16 protein-coding genes and 1 tRNA gene are annotated in these 14,720 nt (G+C 74.2%); 14 read left to right on the plus strand and 3 right to left on the minus strand.

The genetic code is table 11. The features are described from left to right. The first annotated feature begins 38 nt into the window (after positions 1-38). The 6 genes from AC1RSJ_RS11795 (at position 39) to AC1RSJ_RS11820 (ending at position 4,544) form a co-directional block, all read left to right on the plus strand. Positions 39-1,244 carry a sensor histidine kinase gene (locus AC1RSJ_RS11795; protein ID WP_493118579.1) on the plus strand — a complete coding sequence of 402 codons (1,206 nt, stop codon included), beginning with the start codon at positions 39-41 and terminating at the stop codon, positions 1,242-1,244. A gap of 13 nt (positions 1,245-1,257) precedes the next feature. After that, positions 1,258-1,923 carry a response regulator gene (locus AC1RSJ_RS11800; protein ID WP_493118580.1) on the plus strand — a complete coding sequence of 222 codons (666 nt, stop codon included), beginning with the start codon at positions 1,258-1,260 and terminating at the stop codon, positions 1,921-1,923. Between the two features lie 146 nt (positions 1,924-2,069). Next, positions 2,070-2,411: an SHOCT domain-containing protein gene (locus AC1RSJ_RS11805; protein ID WP_493118581.1), complete on the plus strand. Its 342-nt coding sequence runs from the start codon at positions 2,070-2,072 to the stop codon at positions 2,409-2,411. Between the two features lie 155 nt (positions 2,412-2,566). Continuing rightward, entirely contained in the window at positions 2,567-3,451 is an 885-nt protein-coding gene (locus tag AC1RSJ_RS11810; RefSeq protein WP_493118582.1) for a sensor histidine kinase, read from the plus strand. Further along, on the plus strand, positions 3,448-4,233 hold the full coding sequence (locus tag AC1RSJ_RS11815) for an AzlC family ABC transporter permease (protein WP_493118583.1): 786 nt from the start codon (positions 3,448-3,450) through the stop codon (positions 4,231-4,233). The genes AC1RSJ_RS11810 and AC1RSJ_RS11815 overlap by 4 nt, the downstream gene beginning before the upstream one ends. After that, on the plus strand, positions 4,230-4,544 hold the full coding sequence (locus AC1RSJ_RS11820) for an AzlD domain-containing protein (protein ID WP_493118584.1): 315 nt from the start codon (positions 4,230-4,232) through the stop codon (positions 4,542-4,544). Before AC1RSJ_RS11815 ends, AC1RSJ_RS11820 begins: the two co-directional genes overlap by 4 nt. Positions 4,545-4,618: 74 nt before the next feature. Here AC1RSJ_RS11820 and def read toward each other — a convergent pair whose 3' ends face one another. Next, positions 4,619-5,185 (minus strand): peptide deformylase, encoded by a 567-nt coding sequence (def, locus tag AC1RSJ_RS11825; protein WP_493118585.1) that lies wholly within the window; start codon positions 5,183-5,185, stop codon positions 4,619-4,621. 41 nt (positions 5,186-5,226) lie between these two features. Between def and AC1RSJ_RS11830 the strand changes: the two genes are divergently transcribed. After that, positions 5,227-6,180: a DMT family transporter gene (locus AC1RSJ_RS11830; RefSeq protein WP_493118586.1), complete on the plus strand. Its 954-nt coding sequence runs from the start codon at positions 5,227-5,229 to the stop codon at positions 6,178-6,180. 67 nt (positions 6,181-6,247) lie between these two features. Next, entirely contained in the window at positions 6,248-7,429 is a 1,182-nt protein-coding gene (locus AC1RSJ_RS11835) for a glycosyltransferase (RefSeq protein ID WP_493118587.1), read from the plus strand. Between the two features lie 10 nt (positions 7,430-7,439). Here AC1RSJ_RS11835 and AC1RSJ_RS11840 read toward each other — a convergent pair whose 3' ends face one another. Continuing rightward, the gene (locus AC1RSJ_RS11840) at positions 7,440-8,675 is read right to left on the minus strand and encodes a hypothetical protein (RefSeq protein ID WP_493118588.1); all 1,236 of its coding nucleotides are present in this window, start codon (positions 8,673-8,675) and stop codon (positions 7,440-7,442) included. Between the two features lie 282 nt (positions 8,676-8,957). On the opposite strand from AC1RSJ_RS11840, the gene AC1RSJ_RS11845 reads away from it, so the two are divergent. Both AC1RSJ_RS11845 and AC1RSJ_RS11850 read left to right on the plus strand, forming a co-directional pair. After that, positions 8,958-9,031, plus strand: a tRNA-Ile gene (locus AC1RSJ_RS11845). Position 9,032: 1 nt separating this feature from the next. After that, positions 9,033-10,034 carry a pirin family protein gene (locus AC1RSJ_RS11850; protein WP_493118589.1) on the plus strand — a complete coding sequence of 334 codons (1,002 nt, stop codon included), beginning with the start codon at positions 9,033-9,035 and terminating at the stop codon, positions 10,032-10,034. A gap of 40 nt (positions 10,035-10,074) precedes the next feature. Here the strand turns inward: AC1RSJ_RS11850 and AC1RSJ_RS11855 are convergent, their stop codons facing one another. After that, positions 10,075-10,797, minus strand: a complete 723-nt coding sequence (locus AC1RSJ_RS11855) for a LysE/ArgO family amino acid transporter (protein ID WP_493118590.1) — start codon at positions 10,795-10,797, stop codon at positions 10,075-10,077. A 68-nt stretch (positions 10,798-10,865) separates the two neighbouring features. Between AC1RSJ_RS11855 and AC1RSJ_RS11860 the strand changes: the two genes are divergently transcribed. From AC1RSJ_RS11860 to AC1RSJ_RS11875, 4 genes are all read left to right on the plus strand, one after another. Next, a complete protein-coding gene (locus AC1RSJ_RS11860) occupies positions 10,866-11,771 on the plus strand; it encodes a LysR family transcriptional regulator ArgP (RefSeq protein ID WP_493118591.1) in 906 nt (301 codons plus the stop codon). Then, on the plus strand, positions 11,768-12,607 hold the full coding sequence (locus AC1RSJ_RS11865; protein ID WP_493118592.1) for a putative protein N(5)-glutamine methyltransferase: 840 nt from the start codon (positions 11,768-11,770) through the stop codon (positions 12,605-12,607). The genes AC1RSJ_RS11860 and AC1RSJ_RS11865 overlap by 4 nt, the downstream gene beginning before the upstream one ends. Positions 12,608-12,953: 346 nt before the next feature. Then, positions 12,954-13,637, plus strand: coding sequence for a hypothetical protein (locus AC1RSJ_RS11870; protein WP_493118593.1), 684 nt, complete (start codon positions 12,954-12,956; stop codon positions 13,635-13,637). Between the two features lie 143 nt (positions 13,638-13,780). Continuing rightward, positions 13,781-14,623 carry a DUF1684 domain-containing protein gene (locus tag AC1RSJ_RS11875; RefSeq protein ID WP_493118594.1) on the plus strand — a complete coding sequence of 281 codons (843 nt, stop codon included), beginning with the start codon at positions 13,781-13,783 and terminating at the stop codon, positions 14,621-14,623. Positions 14,624-14,720: the final 97 nt, after the last annotated feature.

Here is a 14,720-nt window from a genome sequence, read left to right on the forward strand (position 1 = left end):
GGATCCGCCGTGCCGAGCCCGCCGCGTAGCATCGAGCCATGCAGCACGCGGGGCCTGGTGGCGAGGGTCCCTGGGCGATGGGACCGCCGCACTGGCGTCCGCCGCGCGCGCTGACGCTCTGGCTGCCGGTCGCGCTCTCGTTCGCGATCCAGGTGCCGCCCGCGATCTGGCTGGCCGCGCATCGCTCCCTCGGCAGCGGGCTGTCGCTCGTGGTGCTGGCACTCGCCGTGCTCGGCCCGCTCGTGCTCATCGCGGCGCGCCGCTTCCCGGGGCCGGTCGTCGCGATCGCGACCGCCGCCGCCGCCGCGGACCTGCTCATCAACGTGCGCAGCGGACCGCCCTACCTCGCCCTCGCGTTCGCGATCGTCGGCGCCGTCGTGCGCGGCGCCCGGCTGTGGGCGTTCATCTCGCTCGGCGCAGGCTGGATCGCGACCGTCGCCATCGGGCTCGCGCTCGGGCTGGACTGGGCGCCGGGTCGCATCGCGATCGTCACGATCGGGCTGCTCGTCGTCATCGGCATCGCGGAGTCGATCCGCACCCGGCGCGACCGCTTCGACGCCCGCCGCGCCCGCTGGCAGCGGCTGCGCCAGGACGAGGTGCAGGCCGAGCGGGTGCGCATCGCCCGCGAGCTGCACGACGTGCTCGCCCACTCGCTGAGCCAGATCAACGTGCAGGCCGGTGTCGGGCTGCACCTCATGGACCGGCAGCCCGAGAAGGCCGCCGAGGCGCTGCAGAGCATCAAGGACACCAGCCGCACGGCCCTCGAGGAGGTGCGCGGCGTGCTCGGCGTGCTGCGGGCGGAGGGCGGCGCCGACCCGGCCGCCAGCCTCGTGCCCGAGCCGGATCTGGCACGCCTCGCCGGACTCGTGGAGCAGCTCGGCGCCGGCGGGCTGGCCGTGGCGGTCGACGACCGCCTCCCGGACCGCGACCGCGTGCCCCAGGGTGTGCAGCTGGCGGTCTACCGGGTCGCCCAGGAGGCGCTGACGAACGTGTCGCGGCACTCCGCGGCGCGGACGGCATCCCTCCTGCTCGAGCGGACGGCGTCCGGACTCCGTGTCGTCGTCGACGATCCCGGTCCCGCCGCCGAGGCGGGCCGCCGCCGCGACCTCACCGGCGGTCCGCCCGGACGCGGGCTGCTCGGCATGCGCGAGCGCGCCGAGCTGCTCGGCGGGGCCTTCAGCGCCGGGCCGGCGGGCGCGTCCGGCTGGCGGGTCTCGGCCGAGTTCCCGTTGGACGACCGATGATGGAGGAGATCCGATGATCCGCGTCGCCCTGGCCGACGACCAGCACCTCATCCGCGGCGGGTTCCGCAGCCTGCTCGAGGCCGAGCCGGACGTCGTGGTGGTCGGCGAGGCCGCAACCGGCCGTGAGGCGGTCGCCCTCGTGCGCCGCGAGCGGCCGGACGTCGTGCTCATGGACATCCGGATGCCCGACGGCGACGGGCTCTGGGCCACGGAGCAGATCGTGGCGGATCCGGCCCTCGCGGCCACCCGCATCGTCATCGTGACGACCTTCGAGCTCGACGAGTACGTCGCACGGGCGATCCGGGCCGGCGCGAGCGGGTTCCTGGTGAAGGACACCGAGCCGGTGGAGCTGATCCGCGCGGTGCACGTGGTCGCGGACGGCGAGGCCCTGCTGAGCCCGCGCGTGACCCGACGGCTGCTGGAGCAGGTCGCGGAGGGCCTCCGCGGTCCGATCGACGCCTCGCGGCTCGACGTGCTGACCGAGCGGGAGCGCGAGGTGCTCGCGCTCGTCGGCACGGGCCTCACGAACGAGGAGATCGGGCGGCGGCTGTTCCTCAGCCCGCTGACCGCGAAGACCCACGTGTCGCGCATCATGTCGAAGCTGCTCGCCCGCGACCGCGTGCAGCTCGTCGTCATCGCGTACGAGACGGGCCTCGTGACGCCGGGATCGCAGGCCTAGACCGCTGCGATGTACGCCGGGTCCGGATGCCTGCACCCGGGGGAGTACGCGACTCGCTCCCGCCGGCGGATCCGCTCCGGCCGGCGCTGCGGGAGGTTGGTCTCGCGGCACCAGACCGGGCGCCGCACCCGTCGGAAGGACACCCCGTGCTCACCGCACTCGCCATCGCCCACCCCTTCGCCCACGGCTTCGGCTGGGGCTTCCCGTTCGCGCTCGTGCTGATCCCGCTGTTCTGGATCGGCGTCATCGTGCTCATCGTCGCGCTGAGCCGCCGTCGCTGGCGTCGTGCCGGCGGACCCGGCTGGGGCGGCCCCTGGGGCGGCCCGTGGGCCGGTCACGGCGGGTGGGCTTCTCAGCAGGCCGCCCGCTCGGCCGAGTCGACCCTCGCGGAGCGCTTCGCGCAGGGCGACATCGACGAGGTCGAGTACCGCGCCCGCCTCGAGGTGCTCCGCGCCAACGCCGCGCCGCCGGTGCCGCCGCAGGGCTGACCCCCGATCCCGACGGCCGCGGGCCGGGTGCCGCAGACGGCGCCCGGCCCGTCGCCGTGTCCCGATCGAGACCCGCGCCGTCGCCCGGCCCTCGGCGTCCGCGGTAGTCTGCCCCGGGAATGCCGACCGGCATTCCGCTGGAAGGAGCGCCGCCGATGCCGACGTCGCTGCTGCTCCCCGCACTCGAGGCCGCGGCCGTGCTGGTCGTCGTGCTCCTCGCGCTCCTGATCGTCGAGCGGGTGCGCGGCGTCGCCGCCCGTCGCCGGCTCCGTGCCGGCGAGCTGGACCGCATCGAGCTCGAGCTGACGCTCGCCGAGCAGACCGGCCGCCTCAGCACCGCCGGCGAGCTCGGCGACCTCGCCGCCGCCGCCGTGACGTCGATGACCGCGCAGGCGGAGCGCATCCGGCTCCTCACCGCGACCGACCCGGAGGCTGCCGGGCGCTCGGCTGCGGAGCTCGCCGAGACGGCCCGCTCCGCCCTCGCCGAGCTGCGCCGCACGTCGGACCTCGCCCACACCGGCGCCGCCGACGCCGCGGAGCTCGGCCCCGCGCCCGGGCTCGCCGACCTCGACCGCCTCATCGACGCCCACCGCGAGCGCGGGCTGACGGTCGAGCTCGATGAGACGGGGGAGCGGCTGGCGCTGCGTCCCGGTGCCGAGCTCGCGGTGTTCCGCATCCTGCAGGAGGCCTTCGCGAACGCGGAGGCGCACGGCGGGCGCGGCACGACCGCCCGGGCGGCGCTCCGCTGGTCGGAGGACGGCCTGCAGCTGCTCGTCGACGACGACGGCGACCGGGCGCGCGCGATCGCCGCCGGCGACGATCCGGACGCCGCCGTGCAGGGTCGGCGCTACACGCTCGAGGAGGACCTCGCCGCGCTCGTCGAGACGCCGTACGGCCGGGGGCTCACCGAGATGCGCGAGCGCACGGCGCTCTACGGCGGCGTGTTCTCGGCGACGCGGGTGCCGGGGGTCGGCTTCTCGATCTCGGCGATCCTGCCCGCGCTCCGCAGTCACAACGGCATCTCCGGCGCCTCGCGGTGAGCGACGCGGTCGACCCGGCCGCGGCCCGGGCGGAGCGGTCGCGCGCGGTGCGCGCCGCGCTCGGGGTCGGGATCGCCGTCAGCGCCTACGGCCTCTCGTTCGGCGCGCTCGCGACGGCCTCCGGGCTGTCGGTCGCACAGGCCTGCGTGCTCAGCCTCGTGATGTTCTCGGGCGGGTCGCAGTTCGCGCTGATCGGCGTGGTCGCGACCGGCGGGATGTCGGCGTGGCCCGCGGCGCTCGGCGGCGCGGTGCTGCTCGGCGCGCGCAACACGCTCTACGCGATCCGGATGGCGCCGGTCGTGCGCGGGCCGTGGTGGCGCACGCTCCTGGCGGCGCACTGGACGATCGACGAGTCGACCGCGGTCGCCACGGCGCAGCGCGGCCTCCGGGCGCAGCGGATCGGGTTCTGGGTGACCGCCGCGGTCATCTTCGCCGGCTGGAACCTCACGACCCTGGTCGGGGCGCTCCTCGGCGATCTGCTCGGCGACGTGCGCGCCTACGGACTCGACGCCGCGGCGGCGGCCGCGTTCCTCGGGCTGCTCTGGCCGCGGCTCGCCGCGCTGCAGCCGGTCGTCGTCGCGATCGGCGCCGCGGTGGTGGCCGCGGCGCTGCTGCCGGTGCTGCCGGCGGGCCTCCCCGTGCTCGTCGCCGCGCTCGTGGCGGTCGCGGTCGGCGTGCCGGATCTGCTCGGCGGGCGCCCGCTGCCTCGCGTGCTCGCACGGCGTCGCGCGGACGTGGACCGCCCCGGCGGGGGCAGGCCCGGCGGGGAGGGCGCGGCTTGACGCTCTGGACCCTCGTGCTGCTCGCCGCGATCGCGGTTCTCGCGCTGAAGATCGCCGGCTACCTCGTGCCGGCCTCCGTGCTCGAGCGCCCGGCGCCGGCGCGCGTGGCCGGCCTGCTCACGGTGGCCCTGCTCGCGGCGCTCGTCGTCACGCAGACGCTCGGCGGCGCGGGCGGGCTCGTGGTCGACGCCCGCGTGCCGGCGCTCGTCGTCGCGGGCGTCCTGCTCGCGGTGCGCGCGCCGTTCCTCGTCGTGATCGTCGCCGCGGCGGTCTGCGCCGCCGTGCTCCGCGCGCTCGGCTGGGCCGCCTGACGCGGTCCCGAGTGGCTGAGCCGTTCCAGGAGGGACGAGCCGCCCACGGATGGCTGAGCCCGTCGAAGCCCCGCTCAGCCCTCGAGGTCGTCGACGCCCGGCAGCCAGCTGCGGCCGGGCACGCCCCAGCTCTGCTTGCGGATCGCCTTGAGCGCCTGCTTCTGCTCTGGGTGCCGGAGCCGGTCGACGTAGAGGTGCCCGTCGAGGTGGTCGTACTCGTGCTGGAAGATGCGCGCGAGCCACCCGGCGGCCTCGAGCTCGTAGTCGCCGCCGCTGATGTTCGTCGCCCGGAGCAGCGCCCGGGGCGAGCGGATGAGCGGGAACCGCTCGCCCGGCACCGAGAGGCAGCCCTCGGCGTCCTCCTCCTCGTCCGGCTCCGCGATCGGCAGCGGGGCGATGAACAGCGTCGGGTTGATCGCGGTGCCCTGGTGGCGTCCGCCGTCGGCGTCCATCCACTCGTAGACGAAGATCCGGAGCGGCACGCCCACCTGCGGCGCCGCGAGCCCGACCCCCGGCGCCTTGCGCATGGTCTCGTAGAGGTCCTCCACGAGGGTGCGGACGTCGTCGTCGATGCGCTCGACGGGCAGCGCCGGCGTGTGGAGAACCGGGTCTCCCGTGATGCGGATGGGGAGAACGGCCATGTCGGACAGGGTATCCGGACGGACGCGGGTAGATTCGTCGGGTGACACCGGACCTGAGCGACGCGCAGGACGCCCTCGCCAGCATCCCCGGGATCGGCATCATCATCGCCCTCATCGGCGCGGTCTTCCTCTCGCTGGGCGCGCAGTTCCAGCACCGCGGCGTGACCAAGGTGGAGGCGCGCTCCGGCACGGGGGAGAAGTCCGGTCTGGGCGGGCGGCAGCTGCTGCTGCTGCTGACCCGGCCGTCCTGGGTCGCCGGCACCGTGATGCTCGGGCTCGCGATCGTGTTCCAGCTCACGAGCCTCGGCTTCGCGCCGCTCATCGTGGTGCAGCCGATCGGCATCGTCGCGCTCATCATCACCTCGGTGGTGAACGCGCGCGTCTCGCACGTCAGCCTCGGCAGGGAGGCGATCCGCGCGATCGTGCTCTGCGTCGTCGGCGTCGCGGCCTTCGTCGTGACCGCCGCGATCGTCGCCGTGGAGCCGAAGATCGACGTGGCGCAGCTCGTCATCGTCGTGATCGTGCTCGTCGTGGTGCTCGCCATCCTCGCGGCGGCGTTCGCCTTCTTCCGGGAGCGTCTCACCGCGATCTTTTACATCTGCGGCGCCGGCATCCTCTACGGCTTCGTCGCCACGAGCGCGAAGGTCGTCATCAACCGGGTGCTCTCCGGGCAGCTCGACCTGCTCTCGTTGCTCTCGGTGGTCACGCTGCTCGCGGCCATGGCGCTCGGCGCGTACTTCGTGCAGACGGCGTACTCGAAGGGCTCGCCCGATCTCGTCATCGCCGGGCTGACCGTCGTCGATCCGATGGTCGCGGTCGTGCTCGCGATCGTCGTGCTCGGCGAGGCGAAGACCGTGCTCAGCGACGCGCCGTGGGCCGTGCCGGTGTGGATCGCGGCCGGCGCGGTCGCCATCCTCGGCGTCTTCCAGCTCGCCCGGCACCACCCGCAGACCGAGCACAACGTCACCGACGTGGCCCCGGAGCGCCTGCGCTGAGCGCGCGAGTGCTGTTGTAGTCTGCCCGTCAGTGTCTGAAACAGAGTCGCCCTCGACGCGTGCGCCGATGCGCATCGTGATCCCCGCCGACACCTTCGCCCCCGACATCAACGGGTCCGCCTCGTTCACCAAGCGGCTCGCCGTCGAGCTGACCCGCCGCGGGCACGACGTCCACGTCGTCTCGCCGGCCGCGAACCTGCAGCAGCACGGCGAGTTCCGCGAGACGCACGACGGCGTCGAGTTCAGCGTGCACCGCCTCTACAGCTGGAAGTGGCCGCCGCACCCGTGGCTGCGGTTCGCGCTGCCGTGGCGCATCCGCACGAACGCCGCGCGCATCCTCGACGAGGTGAAGCCCGACGTCGTGCACTTCCAGTCGCACATCGTCGTCGGCCTCGGGTTCGCGCCGGAGGGCAGGGAGCGCGGCATCCGTCTCATCGGCACGAACCACACGATGCCCGAGAACATCGCGCAGCACGTCACGATCCTGCCGAAGTGGGCCACCGACCGGCTCGTCACGGCCCAGTGGCGATCGGCGACGAAGGTGTTCGGGCTGGCCGACGAGCTCACCAGCCCGACGCAGCGCTCCGCCGACTACTTCGAGCGGATGACCGGACTGCACGACGTGCACGCCATCTCGAACGGCATCGACACGCACAACTACACCCCGGACTTCGCGCCCCGCACCGGCAACCGCATCGTGTTCGTGGGACGGCTCGACGACGAGAAGCACATCGACGAGCTGATCGAGGCGACCGCGCGGCTCGACCCGGCGCTCGACGTGCGGGTCGACATCGTGGGCGTCGGGGAGGCGAAGCACAAGCTCGAGGCGCTCTCGCAGCGGCTCGGGGTCGCCGACCGCGTGCACTTCCGCGGCAAGCTCAGCGACGAGGACCTGCGCGCCACGTTGACCGCGGGCACGGTGTTCGCGATGCCCTCGCGGGCGGAGCTGCAGTGCATCGCGGCGATGGAGGCCATGGCCACCGCGCTGCCGGTCGTCGCGGCGAATGCGATGGCGCTGCCGCACCTCGTGCATCCGGGCGAGAACGGCTGGCTGTTCGAACCGGGCGACGTCGACGGCTTCGCCGAGGGGCTGACGAAGGTGCTGACCGCGGAGCCCGACCAGCTCGACGCGATGAAGCGCGCGTCGCAGCAGATCGTGGCCGCGCACGGCCTCGCCCGCACCGTCGACCTGTTCGAGCGGCTCTACCGCGGCGAGCCCTTCGACGACGCGGCTCCGGCCGCGATCTGAGCCGACGCGGTCAGTACCGGCCGAGCCAGGCCTCCGCGGCCGTGCGCGTCCACTCGTCGGCCTTCGCCTCGCCGTGGACGCTGGAGGCGCCGAAGACGAGGATCGCGGCGCCGTGCTTCACCAGGTACCTGCAGTCGATCTGCGGCTGGTCGGAGAACGGCGACACGCACGCCCGGACGGCGTCGTCGGCACCCGCGAGGGAGCTCGGCTCGTAGCCCTCGCCGGCGGCGGCAGCGACCAGGTCGTCCCACGCCCAGGCGCCGCCGGGGAGGGCGCCGAACGCCACGCTGCCGGAGCTGAGGTCTGATGACGCGAAGCAGTCGAGGAGGCCCGTCCGCGCGGCGCTCGGCCACGCCCACAGACTGTCGCCGCCGGCGTCGGTCCCGACGACCGAGAAGTCGTTGTGGACCTTGTTGCCGCTGAGCGCGGCGGCGATCACGCCGTCGGGGTCGACCGTCTCGCATGAGGTGGCGTCGAGACCGCGGTCAGTGGGGACGAACCGGACCGGCGGTGCGCCGGTCCGTTCGAGGGCGGCGACGGCGGCGGCCAGCGCTGTCGAGGTCGACTCGCGGAGCGAGTCCGCCGCACGCGAGGTGCCGGCCGTCTCGGAGAAGAAGTCGATGGCCCAGTGCTCGCCGATCAGCTGGGCAGAGCACTGATCGTCGGTTCCGGTGCCGGTCGAGCAGCCGATGGCGCTGCGCAATCCACTCGCGATCTCGCCGCTGCTCTGATACGGGACGCCGTCATCGCGGTCGGACGGGGTGACCGCGTCGAGCCCGGAGTCGGCGTCGTTCGGCACGACCTGAAGCCAGAGCCGATGATCGAGCTCGCTGGTGGCCGCCGTGCTGCTCCAGGAGCACAGCAGCACGCCATCCTGCTCTGCGGCCACGGCGAGGAGGCCGGGGAGCATGAACTCGTACTTCCGGGTCACGAGAACGGCGGGCGCGCCGATCAGGTCGGCCACGGTGTCCGCGGAGAGCAGCTGGTCGCACGTCAGCGGGCTGCGCGATCCCGGCGGAGTCGCGGTGGGCGCGGCCGGCTCGGCGCTCCGCGACGGCGTGGTGGTGGCCTCCGTGCGCGGTGCGGCATCGCGGGCGAAGGCGCCCGTGCCGACGAGCACCCCGGTCGTGACGCCGAGCGCGACGACCGCGGCCGCCGCCACCGCGATGAGCGCCGCACGGCGGCGCCGGGGCGCCCGGGCAGTGCCGTCCGGGTCGACGGCGGGCTCCGGTTCGGTGTGGTCCACGGGGTCCTCCTGGGGTCTGGTGATCGCGATGCTAGGTGCCGGATCCGTCGCGGACGGCCCCGCGCGGCACAGCGTTATGGATCCGTTGCGAGAATCCCTCAGATGCATGCCGCTCGCGGTATACACCTCCGTGCGGGCCCGGAGGCGCGGCGTCGGAAACTCAGGATCGGCGTGCTGCGCGAGGGCGCGGCGGCACGCGCGCGCGGTGTCGAGGGTCGGCTGCTCCTGAGTTTCCGGCACCCCGGCGGCTACGCTGATCCTCGCCGCGCTCCGGGCGGCGACGGGGCGGTAGCTCAGCTGGTCAGAGCAGTGGACTCATAATCCATCGGTCACGGGTTCAAGTCCCGTCCGCCCCACGTGAGCAACCTGGAGGACCGGCCCGGCGAGGTGCTGCTCGAGTGCCCGCCCTCGACCGGGATCGAGATCCTCGAGCCGCGGGAGGTGCCGCTCGGCGGCCCCCGGGCGATGGGCGTGCACCGCACGCTCCCGCAGCGCGCCCGGAGCCTCATCGGCGCGTGGTGCTTCGTCGACCACTACGGACCGGAGCCTGTCGCGGGCACGGGCGGCATGGTCGTGCCGCCGCATCCGCACATCGGCCTGCAGACCGTGAGCTGGCTGTTCGAGGGGGAGATCGAGCACCGCGACTCGGTCGGCTCGCGCACGACGGTGCGGCCGGGGACGCTGAACCTCATGACCGCGGGCGGCGGCATCCAGCACTCCGAGTACTCGACGCCGGGGACCTCGACCCTGCACGGCGCCCAGCTCTGGCTCGCGCTGCCCGGGGCGGAGCGGCATCGCGCGCCGGACTTCGAGGCGACGGAGGCGATCGCATTCGAGACCGGCGCCGCCGTCGTCCGCCTGTTCCTCGGCGAGCTGGACGGGCGACGCGCGGCGGCGACCGTGCACTCGCCGCTCCTCGGCGCCGAGGTCACGCTGCCCGCGGGCGGCCGGACTGCCATCCCGATCGATCCGGCGTTCGAGCTCGGCGTGCTGATGGATCGCGGGACGCTCTCCGTCGACGGCACGCCGGTGCCGGTGCGGTCGCTGGCGTACCGCGCACCGGGTCGCGATCGCGTCGAGCTGGAGGCCGGACCGGACGGCGCACGGCTGCTGCTGCTCGGCGGCGCCCCGTTCGGCGAGCAGCTCGTGATGTGGTGGAACTTCGTCGGCCGCGATCACGAGGAGATCGCGACGGCCCGAGCCGACTGGGCGGCGCACGTGCTGGCGTCCTCCGCGGATCGATCCGGTGCCGATGGATCCGACGCGGATGCGGCCGGCCGCTTCGGCGCGATCGACGACGATCGAGCCCCGCTGCCCGCACCAGCGCTGCCGCCGGTCCGGCTCCGCCCGCGCGACTGATCGGCGGCGACTGATGGGCGAGGCCGCGGTCCCGTCGCAGTCAGCCCCAGATCGCGAGCTTCAGCCCGAGGCCGACCATGATCACCGCGATGGCGATGTCGAGCACGCGCCAGGCGGACGGCCGCGCGAAGACCGGTCGCAGCAGCCGTGCACCGAAACCGAGCGCGGCGAACCAGAGGATGCTGCCGAGGCCCGCGCCGACCGCCCACCACCAGCGCAGCTGATCGCCCTGCTGGTTGGCGATCGAGCCGAGCAGCACGAGCGTGTCGAGGTAGACGTGCGGATTGAGCCAGGTGAACGCGAGCGCCGGAAGGAGCACGGACGCCCACCGCACTCGCGGACGCGAGCGCACCGCGGTCGCGGCACGACCACCGGACGCGGCACGACCACCGGACGCGACGGGCACGACCGCGGCGTCCCCGTCGTCCGACCCGCCGACGTCGTCCACCCGCAGCGCGCCCGGACGCAGCGCCCGCCGCGCCGCCAGGACCCCGTAGCCGACGAGGAAGGCGGCCCCGACGAACCGCAGCACGACGAGCAGCACCGGCAGGCCGGCGATGAGCGCGCCGACCCCGGCGACGCCGGCCGTGATGAGGGCGAGGTCGGACAGCGCGCAGATCGCCACGACGGCGGCGACGGCGCGGGCCGGTCCGGTGATGCCGAGCCGCAGCACGTAGGAGTTCTGAGCGCCGATCGCGACGATGAGCCCGAGCCCGGTCGCGAGTCCGGCCAGGGTGGCGAGGAGCGCGGGGGTGAGGATCACGATGCGACGCTAGGACGAGCGCGCGGATCAGGCCAGCTGATGTTCCTGATGCTGCGTAAGCTGGGCTGATGGCGTCACTGCAGCTCGACCAGCTCGAGACGCTCGTCGCCGTGATCGACGAGGGCACGTTCGACGCCGCCGCCCGACGGCTGCGCGTGACGCCCTCCGCAGTGTCGCAGCGGATCAAGTCGCTCGAGGAGGCCGCGGGCCGGATCCTCGTGCGCCGCACGACCCCGATCGCGGTCACCGAGGCCGGCCGGGACGTGCTGCGGCATGCCCGGCAGGTGCGGCTGCTGGCCCGCGAGCTCGACGCCGAGCTCGCCGGCGCGTCGGAAGAGGCGCCGGTGCTCCCGGTCGCCGTGAACGCCGACTCGCTCGCCACCTGGTTCCTCCCGGCGCTGGCGACGGCCCAGGCGCGCACGGGCGCCGTGTTCGACGTGCACCGCGACGACCAGGAGTTCACCGCGGAGCTGCTGCGCGACGGGTCGGTCATGGCCGCCGTCACCGCGCAGGCGGCGCCGGTGCAGGGCTGCCGGTCGACCCCGCTCGGGGCGATGCGCTACCGGGCTGTCGCGACGCCGGCGTTCCGGGATCGCTGGCTGCCGTCCGGGTCGCTCGACGACCTCGACGCGGCGCCGCTGGTCGACTTCGATCGCAAGGACGACCTCCAGCAGGGCTTCCTCCGCCGCCTGCTCGGGCATCCGCCGCGGTCGCCGCGGCACTTCATCCCCACGTCGTCCGACTTCGCCAGGGCGGTGGAGCACGGCATGGGCTGGGGGCTCCTGCCCGACCAGCAGTCCCGCGGCGCCCTCGACGCCGGGCGGCTCGTGGAGCTCGCCCCCGGGCGACCGATCGACGTGGCGCTGCACTGGCAGCGCTGGAACCTCGCCTCCGCGCTCCTCGACGGGCTCAGCACGGTGGTCGAGGAGGCCGCACGGGCCGAGCTGCTCCCCGCACCGACGGGACGCGGATGACCCCGGGCGCCCACGATCCGCTCGCCCCCGACGTCGTCGCGGCCCGGCTCCGTGCAGCCGGCTGCGTCTTCGCCGAGGAGGAGGCGGCGGTGCTCCTCGGCGAGCACCGCCCGGCCGCGGAGACCGAGCGGATGATCGCCCGCCGGGCCGCGGGGGAGCCGCTCGAGGTCGTCGTCGGCTGGGCTGCGTTCCTCGACCTGCGCATCCTCGTGGAGCCGGGCGTCTTCGTGCCGCGCCGGCGCACCGAGGCGCTGGCGCTGGCCGCCATCCGCCGCTGCCCCGACGGCGGCGTCGTGGTGGACCTCTGCTGCGGCTCCGGCGCGATCGGGGCGGCGATCGCGGCCGCCCGCCCGGGCATCCGCCTCCACGCCGCCGACCTCGATCCGATCGCCGTGGCGGTGGCACGCCGCAACCTGCCGGAGACCGCGACGACCGCGGCCGGCGATCTGTTCGCGGCGGTGCCGAGCGACCTCGCCGGGCGCATCGACGTGCTCGCGTGCAACGTGCCCTACGTCGCGACCCTGGATCTCGCCACGCTGCCGCCGGAGGCGCGCGACCACGAGCCCCGGCACACGCTCGACGGAGGCGCCGACGGCCTGGAACTGCTCCGGCGCGTGCTGGCTGCGGCGCCGTCCTGGCTGGCGCCCCACGGCACGCTGCTCAGCGAGGTCGCCGAGCACCAGGTGCCCGCCGCACTGGCGGCGGCCGCGGCGGCCGGGATGCGCGCCGCCATCGAGCACGACGACGATCGCGATGCGCACGTCCTCACGGCCGGCATCGGGTCCCGCGGTCTCGGTGCCAGCCCTGAAACACGGAAACCGCCGGTCGGAGAATGATTGCCCGAGCGCAACCATCGGTCTAGCCTGTGTTCATTCCGGTCGGATCAGGGACCCTCACGGGTCGGCCGGACCCGCCCTGGCGGTCGCGCTCGCGACCCGGGGACGAGCGAGGCCCGAGGTGCATGCACCTCGGGCCTCGAGTCCGTCTCGGCTCGCGCGGGGATCAGGGACCGCGGAGTCGGAGTCGGACGGCGAACGGTAACCAGCCGTCCGGAGCACACGATACAGATGCATCGACCGTTTGCAACAGCTAGACAGATGATGCGCGGGGCGAGGACGGGGTGAGATCCCGGCGGAACGCGGGGTCCGTCGCGCGCCATGCCCCTCGCACTAGGGTGAACGCGTGACGAGCCCCCTCCGCCACCCGGCCGCCGTCGCCGTCGCGGCAGCAGTGGCCGTGCTCGCCCTGCTGGCCGGATGCGCGGCGCCGGCCGCGGATCCGACGCCGAAGCGGACCCGCACCTCGACCCCGTCGCCGACGCCGACGGCCTCGGCGCCCGCGGTGCTGGCGAAGCTGGTCATCGCGTCCGACGGACTGCGGGCGCTCGACTCCGCCGGCCACGCGATGCTCGACCTGCCGTACACGACCGACGCCGTCACGGCGGGCGAGGAGATCGCCGAGCTGCTCGATGCGGCCGCGACCACCGCCACCGTGACGACCGACGAGTGCTATCCCCAGCTCGACGAGTCGAGCTGGGGCGGGCTGCACCTCTTCACGAGCTCCGACGGCCTGACCCGACCCTCCGGCGCGCGGTTCTACCTGACCGCCGACCAGGCGGAGGCCGCGAGCGGCATCGCGATCGAGACGCCGGACGGCATCCGCGTCGGCGCGAGCCGATCGCAGGCGCTGGCCGCCGACCCGTCGGCCCCGAGCTTCTCCACCGGCGGCGAGATCGATCTCCACTACGACATCGGCGGCGGCTCCGCGCAGGGCGATCCGGGGGAGTACTTCGGCGCGCTGGCGGTGATCCGCGGCGGGAAGGTCGTCGAGCTCGACTCGCCGATCTACTACTCGCGGCCCTGCTGAGGCGGCACGCGCGGACATCGCGGCAGAGCGGCCGGCCGTCGAGGCCGACCCGCGCGCGCGATCCGGAATGCGCGCCGTGTCGCGCCGGTTGCGACCAGGAGACCGGACACGATGGATCTCCCCAGAGGGAAGGGACCCCCGCCATGACCGACGCCGCCACCACCGGCACCGCGCCGACGCCGCAGCAGGTGCTCGACCGCTTCCACGAGCGCCGCGCCCAGGCCGTGCTGCAGCCGCGTGGCAGCCTCGCCCTCGTCAACACCCAGTGGATCGACTCCGAGCAGACGATCTGGGGCGTGCCCGGGGTCTGGTCGCCACGGGCCGACGGCGGCTCCGGGCTCACCGTGACGGCGACCGCGTCCGACGGCATCCGCATCGACGGCGAGCTCGTCGACGGCACCGTGGTCGTGCGCGGCAAGGACGACGCGGCGCCGAGCGACATCGTCTTCAGCGACACCGTGACCGGCACCGTCATCCCGCAGGACGGCGGCGGCAGCTACGCGCTCCGCGTCTGGGATGCCGAGTCGGAGGGCATCACCGGCTTCGGCGCGATCGACGCCTTCCCGTTCTCGCCCGAGTGGATCGTGACGGCCGCCTTCACCGCGAACCCCGAGGGCACGACGATCGGGTTCGAGCATCTCAAGGACGGCGACGTCGTCCGCGACGAGGTCATCCCCGGATCGATCACGTTCACGAAGGACGGGGTCGACTACGACCTCGCCGCGTTCCAGGCGGGCCGGGCCCTGCAGCTCGTGTTCTCCGACGCCACGAGCGGCGACTCGACGTACAGCGTCGGCCGCTTCCTCTTCGTGCAGCCGCGCCCGGACGGCACGATCGTGCTCGACTTCAACCAGGCGGTGCTGCCGCCCTGCGCGTTCAGCTACGCGTTCAACTGCCCGATGCCGCCGAAGCAGAACCGCTTCACGGTGCCGATCGAGGCCGGCGAGAAGAACGTGGTCGACAAGAGCGGCGCGCCCCTGCACTGACCGCTCCGGTCCGAGCCCCGCGCCGCCCGCGACCCGAGACCGACGATCCTCTGGACGGCGGCGTCGCGGTGCGCCCGCGGGCTTACACTGCACCATC

The sequence above is a fragment of the Schumannella sp. GW821-FHT10F01 genome, from assembly GCF_058809295.1.